This is a genomic window from Haloferax sp. AS1, assembly GCF_014530665.1.
Lineage (GTDB): Archaea > Halobacteriota > Halobacteria > Halobacteriales > Haloferacaceae > Haloferax > Haloferax volcanii.
Map to the genome: position 1 here is coordinate 1897754 of NZ_SPSA01000001.1, position 17647 is coordinate 1915400.

At 66.0% G+C, this 17647-nt stretch carries 18 protein-coding genes and 1 tRNA gene; 12 read left to right on the top strand and 7 right to left on the bottom strand.

All coding sequences use genetic code 11. The annotated features are described in order from the left end of the window. Window positions 1–35: 35 nt before the first annotated feature. From aceB to E4P24_RS10115, 3 genes are read right to left on the bottom strand one after another with little or no spacing between them, the layout of a single operon-like run. Window positions 36–1337 (bottom strand): malate synthase AceB, encoded by a 1302-nt coding sequence (gene aceB / locus E4P24_RS10105; RefSeq protein ID WP_188148440.1) that lies wholly within the window; start codon window positions 1335–1337, stop codon window positions 36–38. Continuing rightward, window positions 1330–2367: an isocitrate lyase gene (gene aceA, locus E4P24_RS10110; RefSeq protein WP_004062919.1), complete on the bottom strand. Its 1038-nt coding sequence runs from the start codon at window positions 2365–2367 to the stop codon at window positions 1330–1332. The genes aceB and aceA overlap by 8 nt, the downstream gene beginning before the upstream one ends. Further along, a complete protein-coding gene (locus tag E4P24_RS10115; RefSeq protein ID WP_004062918.1) occupies window positions 2364–2618 on the bottom strand; it encodes a hypothetical protein in 255 nt (84 codons plus the stop codon). Before E4P24_RS10115 ends, aceA begins: the two co-directional genes overlap by 4 nt. A 346-nt stretch (window positions 2619–2964) precedes the next feature. Between E4P24_RS10115 and E4P24_RS10120 the strand changes: the two genes are divergently transcribed. From E4P24_RS10120 to E4P24_RS10150, 7 genes are all read left to right on the top strand, one after another. Next, the gene (locus E4P24_RS10120; RefSeq protein WP_115861151.1) at window positions 2965–3918 is read left to right on the top strand and encodes an ABC transporter ATP-binding protein; all 954 of its coding nucleotides are present in this window, start codon (window positions 2965–2967) and stop codon (window positions 3916–3918) included. Continuing rightward, on the top strand, window positions 3915–4691 hold the full coding sequence (locus E4P24_RS10125) for an ABC transporter permease (protein WP_004062916.1): 777 nt from the start codon (window positions 3915–3917) through the stop codon (window positions 4689–4691). Before E4P24_RS10120 ends, E4P24_RS10125 begins: the two co-directional genes overlap by 4 nt. A gap of 132 nt (window positions 4692–4823) precedes the next feature. Beyond that, entirely contained in the window at window positions 4824–5723 is a 900-nt protein-coding gene (locus E4P24_RS10130) for a S49 family peptidase (protein ID WP_004062915.1), read from the top strand. After that, window positions 5710–6759 carry a DUF4350 domain-containing protein gene (locus E4P24_RS10135; protein WP_188148441.1) on the top strand — a complete coding sequence of 350 codons (1050 nt, stop codon included), beginning with the start codon at window positions 5710–5712 and terminating at the stop codon, window positions 6757–6759. Before E4P24_RS10130 ends, E4P24_RS10135 begins: the two co-directional genes overlap by 14 nt. A 214-nt stretch (window positions 6760–6973) precedes the next feature. Then, window positions 6974–7570, top strand: a complete 597-nt coding sequence (gene trmY / locus E4P24_RS10140) for a tRNA (pseudouridine(54)-N(1))-methyltransferase TrmY (protein WP_115861147.1) — start codon at window positions 6974–6976, stop codon at window positions 7568–7570. Between the two features lie 84 nt (window positions 7571–7654). After that, window positions 7655–7727, top strand: a tRNA-Pro gene (locus E4P24_RS10145). Window positions 7728–8274: 547 nt separating this feature from the next. Beyond that, entirely contained in the window at window positions 8275–9516 is a 1242-nt protein-coding gene (locus E4P24_RS10150; RefSeq protein WP_115861145.1) for an ABC transporter substrate-binding protein, read from the top strand. A gap of 117 nt (window positions 9517–9633) precedes the next feature. Here E4P24_RS10150 and E4P24_RS10155 read toward each other — a convergent pair whose 3' ends face one another. Continuing rightward, entirely contained in the window at window positions 9634–9828 is a 195-nt protein-coding gene (locus E4P24_RS10155; protein ID WP_004041873.1) for a cold-shock protein, read from the bottom strand. Between the two features lie 252 nt (window positions 9829–10080). Here E4P24_RS10155 and E4P24_RS10160 point away from each other — a divergent pair, with 252 nt between their 5' ends. Beyond that, the gene (locus E4P24_RS10160) at window positions 10081–10698 is read left to right on the top strand and encodes a bifunctional 2-polyprenyl-6-hydroxyphenol methylase/3-demethylubiquinol 3-O-methyltransferase UbiG (protein ID WP_008608314.1); all 618 of its coding nucleotides are present in this window, start codon (window positions 10081–10083) and stop codon (window positions 10696–10698) included. Window positions 10699–10728: 30 nt separating this feature from the next. Here E4P24_RS10160 and E4P24_RS10165 read toward each other — a convergent pair whose 3' ends face one another. After that, on the bottom strand, window positions 10729–11445 hold the full coding sequence (locus tag E4P24_RS10165) for a hypothetical protein (protein ID WP_115861143.1): 717 nt from the start codon (window positions 11443–11445) through the stop codon (window positions 10729–10731). Between the two features lie 119 nt (window positions 11446–11564). Here E4P24_RS10165 and E4P24_RS10170 point away from each other — a divergent pair, with 119 nt between their 5' ends. The 4 genes from E4P24_RS10170 to E4P24_RS10185 all read left to right on the top strand — a co-directional run bounded on the left by E4P24_RS10170 (window position 11565) and on the right by E4P24_RS10185 (window position 15675). Next, window positions 11565–12296: a hypothetical protein gene (locus tag E4P24_RS10170; RefSeq protein ID WP_006601161.1), complete on the top strand. Its 732-nt coding sequence runs from the start codon at window positions 11565–11567 to the stop codon at window positions 12294–12296. Between the two features lie 45 nt (window positions 12297–12341). Next, entirely contained in the window at window positions 12342–12890 is a 549-nt protein-coding gene (locus E4P24_RS10175) for an NUDIX hydrolase (RefSeq protein WP_004062906.1), read from the top strand. A 91-nt stretch (window positions 12891–12981) separates the two neighbouring features. After that, window positions 12982–13755, top strand: a complete 774-nt coding sequence (locus tag E4P24_RS10180; RefSeq protein WP_004062905.1) for a CPBP family intramembrane glutamic endopeptidase — start codon at window positions 12982–12984, stop codon at window positions 13753–13755. A 48-nt stretch (window positions 13756–13803) separates the two neighbouring features. After that, window positions 13804–15675 carry an SLC13 family permease gene (locus E4P24_RS10185; protein WP_188148442.1) on the top strand — a complete coding sequence of 624 codons (1872 nt, stop codon included), beginning with the start codon at window positions 13804–13806 and terminating at the stop codon, window positions 15673–15675. A gap of 83 nt (window positions 15676–15758) precedes the next feature. On the opposite strand, the gene E4P24_RS10190 is transcribed toward E4P24_RS10185, so the two are convergent. Next, complete coding sequence (locus E4P24_RS10190) at window positions 15759–17267, bottom strand: methyl-accepting chemotaxis protein (protein WP_004062903.1); 1509 nt, start codon at window positions 17265–17267, stop codon at window positions 15759–15761. Further along, window positions 17264–17545 carry a hypothetical protein gene (locus E4P24_RS10195; RefSeq protein WP_115803196.1) on the bottom strand — a complete coding sequence of 94 codons (282 nt, stop codon included), beginning with the start codon at window positions 17543–17545 and terminating at the stop codon, window positions 17264–17266. The genes E4P24_RS10190 and E4P24_RS10195 overlap by 4 nt, the downstream gene beginning before the upstream one ends. Between the last annotated feature and the right edge of the window lie 102 nt (window positions 17546–17647).

The following is a 17647-nucleotide window of genomic DNA, read 5'->3' on the forward strand; positions in this document are numbered from 1 at the left end:
ACGGCGGACCCCCTGTGGCGGACCGTCTTCCGCGCTTACAGACCCACCTCCATCGCGCGCTCGACGACGCCCGCGCCGTAGCGTTCTTCCAGTTCATCGTGTTGGTCCGGGCGGTTCTCGTACACGTCTTGGAACAGGCTGATGGGCGTCATCGCGGCCTGATAGGTCGCTTCGTCCCACATCCGGTCTTTTTCGATGTCGATTTCGGTGCCGCCGATACGGAGCGTCGCGGACTGCGTCATGGCGATAGCGCCGCGGCCGGCCTCCTTGGCAGCCTCGAACTCCTCCATGGAGTCGACGATGTCGTCCATGCTCGGGACGTACGAGGTCAGACCCAGCAGTTCCTCGCGGAGTTCGTCGGCGGTGAGCTCCCGCGCGTCGCCGCCGACCCGGAGTTCGTAGCCGCCGTCGGTGGCTTCGAGCGAGAGGCGGTCGCCGTCGTACGCCTCGACGCCGTCCTCGGACGCGAGTTCGACCTCCTCGCCGTCCGCGTCGAGGAGCCAACTGCCGGTCTTCGGCGGGAGCGGCGAGGTGTTTGCCTCGACGACCTGTCCGGGCGTGAGCGACCAGATGCCGAGCATCCCCTTCGCCTGATTGTCGGTCATGCGCTCGCGGTAGCCCTCCACGTCGCGGATGTCGTCGTAGGGGCCGTCCACGGCGATACAGCCGGCGGCGCTGGCCCCGCGCGAGGTGTTGTGTCGAAGCTCCGGCCACGCCGGGAGTTCGCCCGTCGGCGTCATGGCGCGCATGTCCTTCGTGTAGTCGACCTCGCCGTCGACGAGGAGGAACAGCCGTTCGAGGTTGTTGGAGGGCTTGCCCATCTCGTCGCGGAGGTCGCACATGGCGAGTTCGGCCTCGCCGCTCTCGATGATGACCGACATGGCGAGGCTCCCCTCGTCGAGGCCGTGCTCGTGCTCGACGATGGTGAAGCACTCGTCGGCCTTCTTCCAGTCGTCGATGCCGCCGACCTCGGGGATGACGAAGCCGTCGATGTGCTCGACCGCCCCGCGCTCGGGGTCGGTGATGTCGAGCATGTGCTGGAAGCCCTGATATCGGGTCTCGGGGCTGTCGCGGTGCCAGACCATCCGGGGGTGAATCTCACCGGGGAACTCCGAGCCGTGTTCGGAGATGACTTCGACGATGTTCTCGGCCCCCTCGTCGCGCATCGACGGCGCGGTGGCGTCCTCGTTGTCGGGGACCCACACGTCGGGCGCTTGCATCCCGCGGAGGCCGGCCGCCCGTCGGAGCATCTTCGCGGAGTCGTCTTCGCCCTCGACGGCCGTCGGCGAGGTGAAGAACGTCCGCACGAACTCCCTGTCGTGTCTGCGCTCAGTCATCGTCGTTGCTCGTGATGGGGTCGGCCTGCTCCTCGCTGAACCCTTCGGACTCCTCGATGCGGCGGCGCGCCTCGGGGTCGAACTGCGTCTCGATGTCCTGATACCGCGAGACGAACGACAGTTCGTGGTGGCTCTCGGTCGGGTGGCCGAGGTAGCGCTGCTCGAGGTCGAACTGGCCTTCCTCGTCCTGCTCGGCGAGCTTCTTGAAGTCCTCGTAGACGGCGTGCGCGCCCGAGTGGAGGCCGAACAGCGTGATGAAGATGTACTTGTAGCCGAGGTCGCCCAACTCCTGGAACGTCAGCGGGTCCTCCTCTTCGGACCACGCGAACGACGACGAGTAGTTGAACGCGAGCTTCAGGTCCGGATGCGTCTCGTGAATCTCCTCGGCGTAGGCGACGGCGTCCTCGCGCGAGGGGTTCGGCATCTCGGGCCAGACGATGTCGACGCCGGCGTCGGCGTAGATGCGGCCGCGTTCGACGTGCTCGTCCCAGTCGCCGTTCGAAGAGCCGTAGGCGTCGGTGCGGGCGATGACGACTGTATCTTCCGACTGCTTGGCGTCGACGGCGGCCTCGAAGCGAGCCTTGGCCTTCTCGCGGGAGACGATTTGCTTGCCCGCGATGTGGCCGCAGCGCTTGGGCGTCGTCTGGTCTTCGATGTGGACGGCGGCGACGCCGGCCTTCTCGTACTCGCGGACGGCGCGGCGGACGTTGTGGATGCCGCCGTAGCCCGTGTCGCAGTCGGCGATGACCGGCAGGTTCGTCGCCTCGACCATGCGCTTTGCGTTCTCGACCATCTCGGTCATCGTGACCATCTCCAGGTCGGGGAAGCCGAACTGCCCGAGGACCGTCGAGTAGCCGGACATGTAGGCGGCGTCGTGGCCCGTCATCTCGGCGAGGCGGGCGTCGAGCGCGTGGTACATGCCGGGGGCGAACACGAAGTCCTGCGTGTTCAGCATCTCCCGCAGTTCGCGGGCCTTCTGGTTGTCAACATCCTGTGCGAAGACGTCGCTGTCGAGTTCGGTCGGGTTCATTGGGTGTCGGTGGGCTGCATCGTTCGCTCGATGCGGTTCAGTTGGGCGCGGAGCGCGGCGAGTTCGCGCCGAATCGTCGTCATCTCGTCGTCCTCGCCCGGCCGCTGGATGAAGGGGACGAGCGGCGCGTCCATGTTCTCCTCGTTGTTGGGGTAGCGCCGCGCGGCGGGGGGACGAGTCGGCGTCGAGCGAGCGGTGGTCGGCGTGCGGGTCGTCGTGTCGGTTCGGGTCGTGTTGTCGCGGTTTGTCATCGGTTACGTCGGTGGGGTCGGCGGTCGGTAGCGGTCGGTTCGTATCGCGGTCGTCGAGCGGTCGGACGCGTGGTGTGCTGCGGATACTACCATCGGATGTCTCCTCACCCGGTTCGACTGCCGAGGAGTACTAATAGTTAATGATTGATAATGATAATATTAGTTAATGACTTAGTTCTGTACGGATGGATATTAGGCCCTAATTTGATACATGGTAACACATCGTCCCCTCGCAGAGGATTCGAGCGTCGTCGGCTCCACCCGGCGACCGGGCGTGCCACGCCGTGACGGGGCGTTCCGCGGACACTACGCTTAATCGCGTCCACGCCCGACGACGCACCAGCGAATGGCATCTGCGATTGAGATACGCGACTTGACGAAGTCCTACGGCGACGTCCGCGCCCTCGACGGCGTCGACCTCGACGTTCCGGAGGGGTCGTTCTTCGGGCTGTTGGGGCCGAACGGGGCGGGGAAGACGACGTTCATCAACATCCTCGTCGGCCTCGTCCGCAAGACCGGCGGCGAGGCGAGCGTCTTCGGCTACGACGTGGAAGACGACTACCGCGAGGCACGCGACCGCATCGGCCTCGCGCCCCAGGAGTTCAACGTGGACCGCTTTTTCCCCATCCGCGAAGTGCTCGAACACAAGGCGGGCTACCACGGAATTCCGCACGACGAGGCCGCAGAGCGCGCCGACGAGGTGCTCAAGCGCGTCGGCATCTACGACAAGCGCGACACCCGCTTCGACTGGCTCTCCGGCGGGATGAAACGCCGGTTCATGCTCGCGCGGGCGCTCATCACCGACCCCGACCTGCTCATCCTCGACGAGCCGACCGCCGGGGTCGACGTGCAACTGCGCCACGAACTCTGGGAGACCATCGTCGACCTCAACGACAGCGGGACGACCATCCTCCTTACGACCCACTACATCGAGGAGGCCGAACGCCTCTGCGACGAGGTCGCCATCCTCGACTCCGGGTCCGTCATCGAGGTCGCCAGTCCCGAGGAACTGATGGACCGCGGGACCGACGACATCGTCGTCCAACTCCGCGACCCGCCGACCGCAGTCCCCGACTTCGCGGCCGACGACGACCGCGTCGAGGCCGTCGAACTCGACGGCACCCGCCTCGTCGTGACGGCCCAGCAGGGCGGTCTCGTCGCCCCCGACGTGGTGCAGGCGCTCGACCGGCAGGGCCACGAAATCGTCGACCTCGAAATCTCGCGCACGTCGCTCGAAGAGGTGTTCGTCGAGATGACGAGACAGGGCGAGGGCCGCGCCACCGCGGAGGTCGAGCAATGAGCCTCACGAGCCTCGACGTGACCGGCTTTTACGCCCTGCTTCGCCGCGAGGTTCTCCGGTTCGTCCGCCGCCCGCGCAACACGTTCGTCCCGCCGTTTATCACGAACGTGCTGTACTTCTCCGTGTTCGGCGTCATCCTCGGCGAGCGCATCAACGAAATCGCGGGCGTCCCGTACATCCTGTTTATCCTCCCCGGGCTCATCGTCCTCGGGGCCGTCTCCAACGCCTTCGAGAACGCCTCTTTCTCTATCTTCCACGGCCGCTGGAACCGCTACATCGAGGAGGCGCTCACCTCGCCGCTGTCGTACACCTCGATGGTCGGCGCGTACGTCCTCTCCAGTGCGACCCGCGGGGTGCTCGTCGGCGCGCTCGTCGCCCTCATCGGGATGGTCTTTACCACCGTCGGCGTCGCCCAACCGTTCTACCTCGTCGCGTTCATGCTCATCATCACTCTGCTGTTCGCGGGCCTCGGCGTGGTCGGCGGCCTCTGGGCCGACGACTTCGACGACCTGACGATGATGAACCAGTTCATCCTGCGCCCGCTGGTGTTCTTCGGCGGCGTCTTCTACTCGCTCAACGAGATTCCGGCGACCTTCCAGCAGGCGTCGCTGCTCAATCCGATGATATACATGGTCAACGGCGTCCGCTACGGCTTCCTCGGCGTCACCGAGGTGGACCCGAACCTCTCTCTCGGCGTGCTGACGGCGCTCACGCTCGCCGTCGTCGGCCTCAACGTCGTGCTGTTCCGGCGCGGCTACGGGCTGACCGACTGAGACTAACCGGCCGACGCTCGGGCGACGGCGAACCCTCGGGCGATGCAGTTCCCCGCCGCCGTTATTGTCTGGCGGACTGTATTTTCTAATGACAAGTATTTTGAAACCGGCTCGAAAACTCACGGTCGACGTATGGTATCAAAACCCTCCTCCGCGGCGTCGACGCGGACCGTCTCGGTCCTCGCCATCGTCGCGGCCGTCCTGGTTGGAGCATTCCTCGCCCCCGTCGTCTACGACGCGGCCGCGCCCACCCCCGACAGGGTCGCGGTCATCTCGGTCGACGGGACCATCACCTCCCACACAGCTGACCAGCTGGAAGAGGACCTACAAGAAGCGCGAGAGAACGAATCGATAAAAGCGGTCGTCCTGCAGGTCGACAGCCCCGGCGGCTCCGCGGCCGCGTCCGAGCAGATGTATCTGGCGGTCAACCGGACCGCCCAAGAGATGCCCGTCGTTTCGAGCGTCGAAGGAACGGGCGCGTCGGGCGCGTACTACACGATGCTTCCCTCCGAGAGTATCTACGTGACGCCCTCCTCGGTCATCGGGAGCGTCGGCGTCCGCGGGTCGGCCCCTATCGGCGGCACGTCCAACGAGATTCGCACCGGACCGGACAAGGCGTCGATGACCGTCGACCAGCGCGAAGCCCAGATTGAGACGCTGAAACACGCCTTCGTCGGTAGCGTCATGGAGCACCGCGGCGACGAGCTCTCGCTGTCGCGCGAAGAGGTCGCCTACGCGAAGGTCTACACCGGCGCTCGCGCCACGCAGAACGGCTACGCCGACGACATCGGCACGCTCCAGACGGCCATCGACCGCGCCGCCTCCGAGGCCGGCCTCGAAAACTACGAGGTCGTCGAGAAGGAGCCGCCGACCCAGTCCGGCATCATCCTTCTCAGCTCGCAGGACGGCAACTCGACGGTCGTCGTCGAAGAGAGTCCCATGGGCTACGACGGCGTTCGCGCGCCGCAGTTCCTGATGGTGTACGGACAGGTGCAGTACGAAGACGAGGTGATCGGCAATGTCTCAGCGTAACTTACTCGGCGGGACGGTCGTCTTCGCGGTCGTACTCGGCCTCATTCTGGTCGGGGCCGCGGTGGCACCCTACGCCGTCCAACTCGGCGGCAGCGACTCGGCAGACACCCAGAACGCCGCGAAACAGGCGTTCGACGCGGACGAACTCGTCGCCACGCCCGGCCCCGAATCGGGCGAGGTGACGATGGACTCCAACGCCGCGTCGAAGACCGTCCTCATCGACGTCGGCCACGGCAACGACGTGAGCGAGTCCGACATGCAACCGCTCGTCGACGCCCTCGTCGCCAACGGCCACGAGGTTGAGTACCTCACCCGCGAGGACGCCCAGCGGAACTTCAACGCTTCGCTCCGCCGGGCCGACGCCTTCGTCGTCGTCAACCCCGAGCAGCCGTACACCGGCGGCCAACTCGACGGCCTCCGGTCGTTCGAAGACGCCGGCGGCCGCGTCGCTCTCGTCGGGGACCCGCAGTCCGCGGGCACGACGAGCATCCTCGGCCTCGTCAGCGTCTCGGTGTCGTCCGGCCCCACCGGCGGCGACGCCGGACTGACCTCCGACTACGGGGTCTCGTTCGGCTCCACGTCGCTGTACAACATGCACGACTACTACCTCAACTACGAGAACGTCTACGCCACGCCGGAGGGCGACACCGCCCTGACCGAGGGCGTCGACGAGGTCGTGTTCCGCGACGCCGCGCCGCTTTCGATTTCGGCCGACAGCGTCTCGCCGGCGCTCGTCTCCGGCGGCGAGACCCGCGTCGAGTCGATTCGTAAGTCCGGTCCGTACACGGTCGCCGCCCAGAGCGAGACGGTCGTCGCCATCGGCGACGCCGACTTCCTCACGCCCGAGTCGGCCTACGAGGCCGACAACGAGGTGCTCGTCGGCAACCTCGCGGACTTCCTCGTCTCCGGCGACAAGGAGTCCGGTGCGCCCGCTCCGGCCACGCCCGAATCCGGCGCCCCGGGTCCGGGCGGTTCAGCGTCCGGCCCGGCACCGGGTTCAGCACCCACCCAGGGAACCACGCCGACCTCGGCGTAACCGAGTCGCACCGACGCGACTGACACCACCCATCGACGACGCGACCGAAGCCGGACCCCCGGTTTCGACGCGTCCCGTTCGTTTCTTTCGAGGCTCAGTCCCCGCGCCTCCGAGCGACGGCTCCCGGCCTCGCCGGGCGTCTTCGCCGCCGTCGCCCCTTGTCGCTCGCCCGCGAGTGGACACCGATAAGGTCCCCACGCGCCGAGTCGGACGCATGCGCCAATTCATCGTCACCGGCCACGACGCGCCGACGACGCCCGACTTCTCGCTCGACGACATCGCGGGCGGGGCCGGCCGACTCGACGTGCTCTGCCGCTGTGTCAACTCCGCGTTCTTCCTCTCGCACGACATCCGCGAGGACGTTCGGGTCCACCTCGTCCTCGGAAACGAGTACACCGTCCGCTTCGAGGGGTCGGAACTCCGCCGACTCAACCCCGACGAGCGCTCCACCGCCGCCCTGATTCGCAAGGCGCTCGAAAAGCGCGAGGAGGCCATCGGCCACATGCCCGCCGAGTCGTCGCCGGGGGTCTCCATCCGCCGGATGGACTTCGAGACGACGCTGGAAAAGGCCGCCCGCGACGCGACCGTCGTCGAACTCCACGAGGACGGTGACCCCGTTGTTCAGGTCGAACCGCCCGAAAACCCGCTTTTCGTCCTCTCGGACCACCACGACTTCACCGACGAGGAAGCCGAGTTGCTGGCGGCCGCCGCCGACGAGCGGGTCCGCCTCGGCCCCGAAATCCTCCACGCCGACCACTCGATTACGGTCGCGCACAACTACCTCGACACGGCGGGCTATTCGCGGTACTGAGTCGGGGTCGGCGGTGTGCCACGGCGTCTGACGGTGGCCCGCAATCACAACTGTTAAACGCGACGGTGGCTTGCCTCAAAATGCGGGCCGGTGGGGTAGCTTGGTATCCTTCGGCCTTCGGGTGGCCGTAACCTCAGTTCGAATCTGAGCCGGCCCATATTCTCCCCACCTTTCACGACCCGCGAGCGACAGCGAGTGGTCTGAAAGGTGTGGGGTGATTTCACCCGGTGAAGATTCGAATCAGGGAACGAACGAAGTGAGTGACCGTGGTTCACGCGAGCACAGCGAGCGTGAAGAGGCGAGACGACGTCTCGCTGGATTCGAATCTGAGCCGTACTCGCGAACGAAGTGAGCGGGTGCCTGTGACGAGCGAAGCGAGTCACAGTGTCCCATTTCTACCCCTTTCAACGCCAACGAGCACCGCGTAGCGTGTGCGAGTCCCCCCGAAACGGTTGTCTGGGTGACTGAAGATTCGAACGTCCGAGCGACAGCGAGGGAAGTTCGAATCTGAGACGGCATCTTCACGGACAACCTACCTGAGTTTTGGACAGTAGTTGCAAACGGGCGGATCCACCGACACGGCCGCCGTTTCGACACCGACGAATCCACGGTGTCTCCGACGACTAAACGACCACTGGCAGTCGTGACCCCGCTGTCGCCCGAGAACCGAAGCAATTATCTATTTTAGGCAGGCCTAAAAAACTATGGAGCACGACGAGACGCCACGGACGGGACTGACGCGGCGCGACTACGTGAAGTACGGCGGCGCGGCGGTCGGCGGCGGCCTGCTCGCCGGCTGTACCGGGGGAAATGATTCGGAATCGACGGCGGACGGCGAGACCGACGCCCCGACCCAGACCGCGACCGAAGCGGCCACCGAAACGGGGACTGAATCGCCCGCGGACGGGTCGTACTCGGTGACGATGTCGCCGGTCGGCACCGTGGAGTTCGACGAACCGCCGCAGAGCATCTTCACGCGGCTGACCCACCACGCGGGGATGGCGTTCGCGCTCGGCCGCGGCGACGACGTCAACGCGGTCAACGGGCCGGCGTACTACGACGCGACGTGGAAGCAGTTCACGGCGCGGCTCCCCGGCGTCGAGGTGGACTGGGCGGACCTGTACCCCTCGTGGGAGACGAGCAAGGAGAAGCTCTACGAACTCGACAGCGACGTGCATCTGGCCGACCCCGCGTGGGTCGTCCAACTCGAACAGTGGGACATGGCCGACATCGAGGAGGTCGCCGAGAACATCTCGCCGTGGTTCGGGAACTCGTTGAGCGCCCGTCACGCGTCGCCGACGGACGAGTGGACCGGCGACTACGAGTACTACACGCTGTGGGAGCAGTTCGAGAAGGTCGCGCAGATGCTCAGAGAGGAGGAGCGCTACGAGGCGCTTGCGGCCGTCCACGACGACGTGCTCGCCACCATCGAGGCGGGGCTGCCGCCGGAAGACGAGCGCCCGAGCGTCGTGTTGCTCACCGCGTCCGACATCGAGAACCAGGTCTGGGCGTACACGGTCGGCAACCCCGGCTTTATGACCTCGCACATCCGGCCGCTCGCACCGCACGACGCGTTCGAGGGCTCTATCGAGTCGGGGTCGACCGTCGACTTCGAGGCGCTGTTGGAGGCCGACCCCGACGTTCTGCTCTTCCTGAGCGGGATGCAGCCGAGCGTCAGCATGAACGACCTCCGGGCGACGCTCGAATCTGACCCCGTCGCCGCGGAGATTTCGGCGGTCCAGAACGGTCGGGTCTACCCGCAGGGCGCGCGCTATCAGGGGCCGATTCTCAACCTCTTCCAGCTTGAGATGAGCGCCAAGCAGTTCTATCCCGAGGCGTTCGGGGAGTGGCCGACCTCGGACGGCGGCCCGTACCCCGAAATCCCGGAAGACGAACAGCTGTTCGACCGCCAGCACGTCGCCGACATCATCAACGGCGAGTTCTGAGCGGTCTCGCCGCCGCTTTTTCGGCCAGCGACCGGCCGCGAACGCGTCGCTCGCCGGTCGAATATACGCAAAATGTAAGTTATCGTTCTGCCGCGAAACGCGGCGTACTAAATTAGTTTAAAGGCGCGTGAGGTTCGTCGCGCGGGGGCCCTTGGGGGCCTGCTCGATGTCGAACTCCACATCCGTGCCTTCTTCGAGGTCCGGGCCGCCGATGTCTTCCATGTGGAAGAACACGTCGTCGTCAGCATCGTCCGTCGAAATGAAACCGTAGCCGCCAGTGTCGTTGAAGAAATCAACGTTTCCTTTCGCCATTGCTTTTGAACACACACGCCCTTTACGGATAAGACTTGTGAGGGTCGTGTTGTCACGGGGTTATTTTATTGAATACTTTTCTGAATCATCGACGTTTGTAGACGAATGTTCTGATACGTCGGTTCTGGACGCGCTCGCCTAGTGGTTCGACGGCGATTCCGCGGTAAGCTGTGGTATCGGCAGTTCCGATCGTCGAATCCGGCGGGTCGCGGCCGACGAGGCTTTACGCGTGGCCGGACGGTCTCCGACACCGTGGATGCTAACGACGTTCGTCGGAAGTGGGCAGACCGGTCGGGAGAGTTCTCGCCGGAGTACTACGCGTACTACGGGCCGAACGAGACGAGCGAGGCGATTCGGCGGGTGTTCGACGAGCGACTCGACGCCTCGGCGTCGATTCTCGAACTCGGTTGCGGACCCGGCCGACACCTCTCGCACCTCCGCGAACACGGCTTCGAGAACCTCCACGGCGTCGACATCAACCCCGACTGCTTCGAGGTGATGGCCGACGCCTACCCCGACCTCGCCCGCTGCGGGACGTTCCACGCCGCCGCCATCGAGGAGACCGTCGAGGAGTTCTCTCCGGGGCAGTTCGACGCCGTCTACTCCGTCGAGACGCTCCAGCACGTCCACCCCGACGACGCGTGGGTGTTCGAGGCGGTCGCTCGGAGCGCGAGCGACTACGTCGTCACCGTCGAAAACGAGGGCGACCGGTCGGTGCCGCCCGAGGACCGCGGCGTCAACGACGAGGAGTACGACTTCCCGCTGTACTACCGCGATTGGGCGGCCGTGTTCGAGCCGTTCGGCTTCGAACAGGTCGCCTGCGAACACGGCGACCGCGACACCCGCCGCGTGTTCCGCCGGGTCGACTGACCCCGCGAGCGCGGCCGCCCCGCGTTCACCTCAGAAGCCGCCGTAGCGGAGGTACACCATGTCGGCGATGAGGACGAGTTGGAACACTCCCTGCACGCCGCCGAGCATGGCGTTCTGTTTTCCGATGGCCGAGATGACGCCGGGGTCCGGGTCCTCGGAGGTCATCTCGAAGTACATCCGTATCTCGCCGGGCATCAGGAAGCCGAAGCCCTGCACCGAGAGGATGGTGACGACGACGAGCGCGACGACGATGGCCGGGGTCGTCATCCGGAAGTCACCGATGGTGGTCGCGACCCACGCGAGCGACCCGACGGTGGCGACGGCGAAGACGACCTGCCAGCGCCGGTCGCGCCACGCGTTCAGCCGGCGACCGAGCAGGAGGCAAATCGGAATCAGGTTCGCGGCGGTGAACAGCGCGAGCCACGGTTCGGCGTGGGGAAACACGCCGAGTCGCTGGGCGAGCGTGATGCCGCCCGCGATGGTGACGAGCGCCATCGACGGGAGGAAAAACGAGGTCTTCGGCGTGAGGCGCTCGAACACCGCGGCGCTCTGTTCGTCGGTCAGCCCGCCGATGACCGGCCCGAGAATCGCCCCCATGAACAGGTCGGTCCCCGTCCAGAGCAGGCCCGCCATGACGTGGACGAACGTGTGTTGCTGGAGCGACCCGACCGTCACCGCGTAGGCGAGCGCGACCACCGAGACGGCGACGATGCCGCCCGCAAAGGCCGGGTTCGCCCGTCGTGCCATCCCACCGATTGTCCCACCAATCGATGCCCTGTGTTGGCTCATCACATCCGAGACGCGTATCACCGATGATAAATCCGGCGACGGACGCACTTATCCCCTCCAATCGCCACCTTCCGACCATGACTGACGCCCTCTCGTTCGATATCGCGAGCGTCGACGACGTCGCGGCCAACCGAGACGAGGTCGTCGCCGCGGTCGAGGCCCACGCGGGCACCATCGCGCGCGAACTCGCCATCCTCCAGGGCGGCGACTACGGCCAGGAGACGTTCAAGACGCGCCGCGGGACGTGGACGCTCAAGTACGAGGCGGGCGCGCTCCAGTATCTCCGGTTCAAGGGGAAGTCGGGCGGCGAGACGTACGTCGTCTCGACCAAACAGCCGCCGGAGCCGAAGGCGCTGGCGACGGCGATGCAGGACTACCCGGCGTTCGTGGAGGCGTACAACGACCACGTCGAGTCGCTCGACGGCGTCCTCGACGACGTGCCGACGGCGTTCCCCGCGGTGACGACGACCGAGGAAATCGTCGCCCAGCGGGACCACCTCGTCTCGACCATCCGCGAGGTGGCCGACACCATGGCGGGCGAACTCAACCGCTTCGACGGCGAGTACGGCACCTTCACCCAGCGGGTCGGCGGCACGCGCTGGGAGCTGAAGTGGGACGGCCCGCGGGCGTCGTACCTCCGCGTCGGCGGCGAGGGCGGCATCTACCTGCTGTCGCAGTACGAACCGCCCGCCGCGCCCGACGTGCGCGAACTCGCCGGCGACTTCGCCGCGTTCGTGGAGGCGTACAACGACTACGTCGACGACCTCGAAGCCGACCTCGCGACCGTCTCGTTCGACGACGCGGGGTAGCGGGGTATCGCGACGCTTTTGGAAATACCGCCGTCACGTGCTGTCATGAGCGACGACGACCTCGCGTGGGAGACCACCGACACGCGCATCGACTACTCGTGTCCCGGCTTCGACATCCGCATGGACGACGTTCGGCTCCCCGACGGGACCGAGACGGACTTCCACTACGTCGACGAGCCGGCGGCGGTCGTCGTCCTCCCCTTCACACCCGACGGCGACGTGGTCGTCATCGACGAGTGGCGACAGGCCGTCGGCCGGACGAACCGCGGCCTCCCCGCCGGCGGCACCGAACCGGACGACGACGACTACGCCGCGGCCGCCCGGCGCGAACTCGCGGAAGAGACCGGCCACGAGGCCGAGACGGTCGAACCGCTCGTGACCGTCGAGCCGGCCAACGGCATCGCCAACTCCGTCCACCACTACTTCGTCGCGCGCGGATGCGAGCCGAGCGCCGACCAGAACCTCGACTTCAACGAGAGCATCCGCCCGACGACGGTCGACTACGACGACCTCAAGGGGGCCGTCCTCGCGGGCGAGGTGCGCGACGCCCGGACGGTCCTCGGCGTGCTCTACTACGAACTCGCCGGCGAGTAGCGCACCCGGTCACTCGCGCGCCCGCGTTCGCCCCTCGAACCCCGTTCCGAGGCGAGAAGGATTTTGACGCCGGCGCTCCAACTGGTCGCCTGTGTCTACTACGACGCGTTTCCCCGACCTCGCTCGGTCCTTCCTCGCAGCTATCGCCCTCGGCGGCGGCGGTCTCGTCGTCGGCACGATACTCGTCTTTATCACGCAGTTCGCGGCGGCGAGCGCGGGCGTCGAACTGACGCCCCTCGCGCTCGTCGTCACGTCGCTCATCCTCTTGCAGGGCATCGCCTTCGGCGGCGTCGCCCTCGTCTACACCAGATACCGCGGCCTCGACCGCTCGTACTTCGGCGTCTCGATGCCGTCGCTCCGCGACCTCGTCGCGGTCGTCCTCGGCTACGTGACCGCGCTCGTCGCGGCGTTCGTCGGCGCGTTCCTCGTCTCGACGTTCGGCGTCCAAGCGGGGTCGAACCAAGTGACCGAAATCGCCGCACAGGACCCCGAAGTGCTGTTGCTCCTCGTCCCGGCGTCGTTCCTCCTCATCGGCCCCGGCGAGGAACTGCTGTTCCGCGGGGTCGTCCAGAACCGCATCCGCGAGTCGTTCGGCCCGGTCCCGGGCATCGCCCTCGCCAGCGCCATCTTCGCCGCGATTCACTACGTCGCGCTCACCGGCGGCGCGGGCGGCCGCCTCGTCACCATCGGCATCCTGTTCCTCCCGAGCGTCGTCTTCGGCACGGCGTACGAACTGACCGACAACATCACCGTCCCGGCGCTCATCCACGGCGCGTACAACGCGACGCTGTTCTCGCTCGCGTACCTCGTGTTCAAGCTCACCGAGATGAGCCCCGGCGGGGTCCCGACCGAACTGCTGTTCTGAGCAGTCGTCGATACCAGCCTTTTTCGCTCGCTGTCCCCTCGAACAGATGTGTTCTTTTCCACACTCGTGTCGGTAGTCGAAGGACTCGTCCCGGCGGCCGTCACGGGCGATATGCTCGTCGTCTTCGCGCTCATCCTGCTTTCTCTCGTCTTGTTCGCCACCGAGTGGCTCCCCATCGACGTGACCGCCATCGTCGTGATGGTCCTTCTGATGGTGTTGGAGCCGTGGACGCAAATCACCCCGCAAGAGGGACTGTCGGGGTTCGCCAGCCCCGCGACCATCACCGTGCTGGCGATGCTCATCCTGAGCACGGGGGTCAACCGAACCGGTATCGTCCAACTCATCGGGCGGAAGATGGCCGAGTTCGCCGGCAACAGCCGCTCGAAACAGCTCGCAGCGACCATCACCGTCACCGGGCCGGTGTCGGGGTTCATCAACAACACGCCGGTCGTCGCCATCCTCGTCCCGGTCGTCGCGGACCTCGCGCACAAGGGCAAGACCTCCCCGTCGAAGCTCCTCATGCCGCTTTCGTTCGCGTCGATGCTCGGCGGCACCCTGACGGTCATCGGCACGTCGACGAACATCCTCGCCAGCGACATCGCGGCCCAGCTCGGACGGGAGTCGCCCGGCCTCGGCCTCCACGCCTTCGGGATGTTCGAGTTCACCAAACTCGGCGTCATCGTCTTCGTGGTCGGCGCGGTCTACCTCATGACGGTCGGCGTCCGCCTGCTCCCCACGCGGGTGCCCGCCGAGGACGACCTCGTCGAGGAGTACGCGCTCCATGAGTACCTCGCCGACGTGGTCGTCCCCGCGGACTCGTCGCTCATCGGCCAGACCGTCCAAGAGGCCCTCGGGAACGACGACCTCGACATCGACGTGTTACAGCTCATCCGCTACGGCGAGCAGTTCCCCGAACCGCTGGCTCGCAAGGAGATTCACGAAAACGACACGCTCCGGCTCCGCACGAACCGCGAGACGCTCGAACGAATCATGCGCTCGGAGGGGCTCACGTTCGTCGGCGGCCCCCGCTCCGAGAGCGAACTCCACCCGGGCGAAGAAGAGCCTGTCATGGTCGAAGTCGTCATCCCCTCGGGCTCGTTTCTCGTCGGCGAGAGCCTCGCCAGTTCGACGTTCCGCCAGCGCTACGACGCGAACGTGCTCGCCTTTCGGACCCGCGGGAAGGTCGTCCGCGACCGCTTCGAGGACATCGACATCCGCGTCGGTGACACGTTACTCGTGCAGGCCCCGCCCGACAGCCTCACCCGCCTCGTCCAAAACGAGGACTTCATCGTCGCCCACGAGTTCGACGACGTCGACTACCGAACCGAGAAGACGCCGTTCGCGGTCGCCATCATCGCCGGCGTCGTCGCGCTCCCGGCGTTCAACGTCCTTCCCATCGTCGTCTCTGCGCTCGGGGGCGTGGTCGCGATGATTCTCACCGGCGTCCTCAAGCCGAACGAACTGTACAAATCGGTCGAGTGGAACGTCATCTTCCTGCTGGCGGGCGTCATCCCGCTCGGCGTCGCGCTCCAACAGACGGGCGCGGCGGCGCTTCTCGGTGACGCCGTCGCCTCGACCGCGACGTTCCTCCCCGCAATCGGCGTGCTGTGGGTGTTCTATCTCGCTACCGGACTGCTCACGAGCGTCATCTCGAACAACGCGAGCGTCGTGCTCATGATTCCGGTCGCAGCCAGCGCCGCCCAATCAATCGGGGCCAACGCGTTCGCGTTCGTCCTCGCCGTGACCTTTGCGGCGTCGACGGCGTTCATGACCCCCGTCGGCTACCAGACGAACCTGTTCGTCTACGGCCCCGGCGGCTACACGTTCTCGGACTTCCTCCGGGTCGGCGCGCCCTTGCAATTGCTCCTGTCGGTCGTCACCGTGGCCGGCATCGCCTTCTTCTGGGGCGTCGGCGCGTAGGCGCGCCTCCCCGGCGCGCGAGTCGGCAGAAAAACGTTCGTCGGGGGCGCTCGCCCGTGCGCCGGTCGTCGGTCAGTTCGGGTTCAGTCGTCGCCGCCGTCGGCCCGCATCGCTCGGTTCGGGGCCGAAGCCGCGGGCGTCGCCGCCTCGCCGCCCGGTGCGCCGCCCGTCGCGTGCCCGGACTCGAACTGCGAGACGAGCGATTTGAGCTGTTGTGCGCGCTCCGAGAGCGACGAGGACGACGCCGCAATCTGCTGGGTCGCCGCCGTCTGTTCTTCGGCCGCGGCGGAGACGTTCTGCGCCTCCGAGGCCGTCTGGTCGCTGAGGTTGGTGATTTCGTCCATCATCGTGACGACCTCCTGGGTCGACTGCGCCTGCTCGTCGGTGGCGCTGCTGATGGACTGGATGGAGTCGTTGCTGTCTTCGATTTTGTGGACGATTTCTTCGAGCACCTCGACCGTCTCGCCGACGGTCTCGCGGCTGGACTCGACTTCGGCCTGCGTCTCGAAGGTGTCTTCGGCGACGTTCTCGGTCGACTGCTCGATGTCACCGATGAGGGAGTCGACCTCTTGGGTCGCCTCGGCGGTCTCCTCGGCGAGCGTCTTCACCTCGCTTGCGACGACGGCGAAGCCCTCGCCCGCGTCGCCCGCGCCCGCCGCCTCGATGGAGGCGTTGAGCGCGAGGATGCTCGTCTTCTCCGCGATGTCGTCGATGAGGTCGACGACCTCGCTGATCTGCGTGACCGACTGCTGGAGTTCCTCGACCTCGGAGACGGTCTCGGTCGACCGCGACTCCAACTGCTCCATCTTCTCGATGGTCGAACTGGCGGCCTTCTGGCTCTCTTTGGCGCGCCCGACGGTCTGTTGGGACTGTCGCGCGATTTCCTCGGACGAGGAGGCGATTTCCTCGATGGTCGCAGAGAGGTTGCTCAGTTCGGACTCCGCGGCGTTGAGGTTCCGGTGTTGCGTCTCGTTGCCCGCCGAAATCTCCTCGATGCTGTTGGCCACGTCCGTGCTCGTGGTCTTCACGGCGTCCGCGCTCGCGGTGACTTCGGAGCTCTTGTCGTCGACCTGCTCTGCGAACGTCTGGATTCGGACGATGACCGAGTCGATGGCGTCTAACATCTCGTTGAAGCCCAGCCCGATGCGGCGCATCGCGTCGTTCTGACTCTCGGCGTCGACGCGGACGGTGAGGTCGCCGTCGGCGGCCTTCTGCATCGCGTCGCCGTACGTCTCAGCTTGTTGTTCGAGGTCCGTCGTGAGCGCGTCGAGTTCGCGCCGCCGTTCGTCGGCGTCGTCGACGAGTTCTTTCATGTCCGCGACGATGGCGAGCGTCGCGGTGCCGCCGATGGCGAAGACGGCGACCGTGGCGGTCATGAGCGGCGAGGTCACGAGGTTGAATACCTCGGTGTAGATGCCGAGTTTCTCCATCGTGAGGCTGATCATCCACAGAATCGCCAGCACGGAAGCGAACGCGTACGTCAGCCAGAACGACGACTCGGCGTCGGTGTCGCGGTAGTTGAGCCACGCCAGCCCCGCCGCGCCGATGAACCCGAGGGTCCCGATGGCGTCGAACAGCGCGTCGATTATCACGAGGCGTCACCGCCGTTGATGACGTTTTTCCGGCGCAGGTACGCCGCCGCGAAGAAGGTGACTCCCGCGAGGCCGATGCCGAACGCGTGCTCGACGAAGTTGAGCACCGACCCGAGGAAGAACACCTCGAGGTTCGTCGCGACCATCCCGATGACGAGCAGGACGTAGCCCGCGGCGAACAGTTTGGTCTCGTCTCTGTACTGCGTGATAACCGGTATCAGCCCGACGAGGGCGACGGCGAGCGCGGTTACTTCGAGTGGTGATAGGTCGGCTAACATCTATACTCTCGGTTGACTCAATCTCTTTGTAAACTGTTCGCCCAAAAAATCACGTTTGATATCTCTCCTGTCTGTTTTTCTAGAATATTTCGATGAATAAAC

What these genes read in the sequence shown, in the direction of transcription:
- aceB (WP_188148440.1), bottom strand. Translation starts at nt 1,337, where the DNA reads ATGACTGAGCGCAGACACGACAGGGAGTTCGTGCGGACGTTCTTCACC.
- aceA (WP_004062919.1), bottom strand. Translation starts at nt 2,367, where the DNA reads ATGAACCCGACCGAACTCGACAGCGACGTCTTCGCACAGGATGTTGAC.
- E4P24_RS10115 (WP_004062918.1), bottom strand. Translation starts at nt 2,618, where the DNA reads ATGACAAACCGCGACAACACGACCCGAACCGACACGACGACCCGCACG.
- E4P24_RS10120 (WP_115861151.1), top strand. Translation starts at nt 2,965, where the DNA reads ATGGCATCTGCGATTGAGATACGCGACTTGACGAAGTCCTACGGCGAC.
- E4P24_RS10125 (WP_004062916.1), top strand. Translation starts at nt 3,915, where the DNA reads ATGAGCCTCACGAGCCTCGACGTGACCGGCTTTTACGCCCTGCTTCGC.
- E4P24_RS10130 (WP_004062915.1), top strand. Translation starts at nt 4,824, where the DNA reads ATGGTATCAAAACCCTCCTCCGCGGCGTCGACGCGGACCGTCTCGGTC.
- E4P24_RS10135 (WP_188148441.1), top strand. Translation starts at nt 5,710, where the DNA reads ATGTCTCAGCGTAACTTACTCGGCGGGACGGTCGTCTTCGCGGTCGTA.
- trmY (WP_115861147.1), top strand. Translation starts at nt 6,974, where the DNA reads ATGCGCCAATTCATCGTCACCGGCCACGACGCGCCGACGACGCCCGAC.
- E4P24_RS10150 (WP_115861145.1), top strand. Translation starts at nt 8,275, where the DNA reads ATGGAGCACGACGAGACGCCACGGACGGGACTGACGCGGCGCGACTAC.
- E4P24_RS10155 (WP_004041873.1), bottom strand. Translation starts at nt 9,828, where the DNA reads ATGGCGAAAGGAAACGTTGATTTCTTCAACGACACTGGCGGCTACGGT.
- E4P24_RS10165 (WP_115861143.1), bottom strand. Translation starts at nt 11,445, where the DNA reads ATGGCACGACGGGCGAACCCGGCCTTTGCGGGCGGCATCGTCGCCGTC.
- E4P24_RS10170 (WP_006601161.1), top strand. Translation starts at nt 11,565, where the DNA reads ATGACTGACGCCCTCTCGTTCGATATCGCGAGCGTCGACGACGTCGCG.
- E4P24_RS10175 (WP_004062906.1), top strand. Translation starts at nt 12,342, where the DNA reads ATGAGCGACGACGACCTCGCGTGGGAGACCACCGACACGCGCATCGAC.
- E4P24_RS10195 (WP_115803196.1), bottom strand. Translation starts at nt 17,545, where the DNA reads ATGTTAGCCGACCTATCACCACTCGAAGTAACCGCGCTCGCCGTCGCC.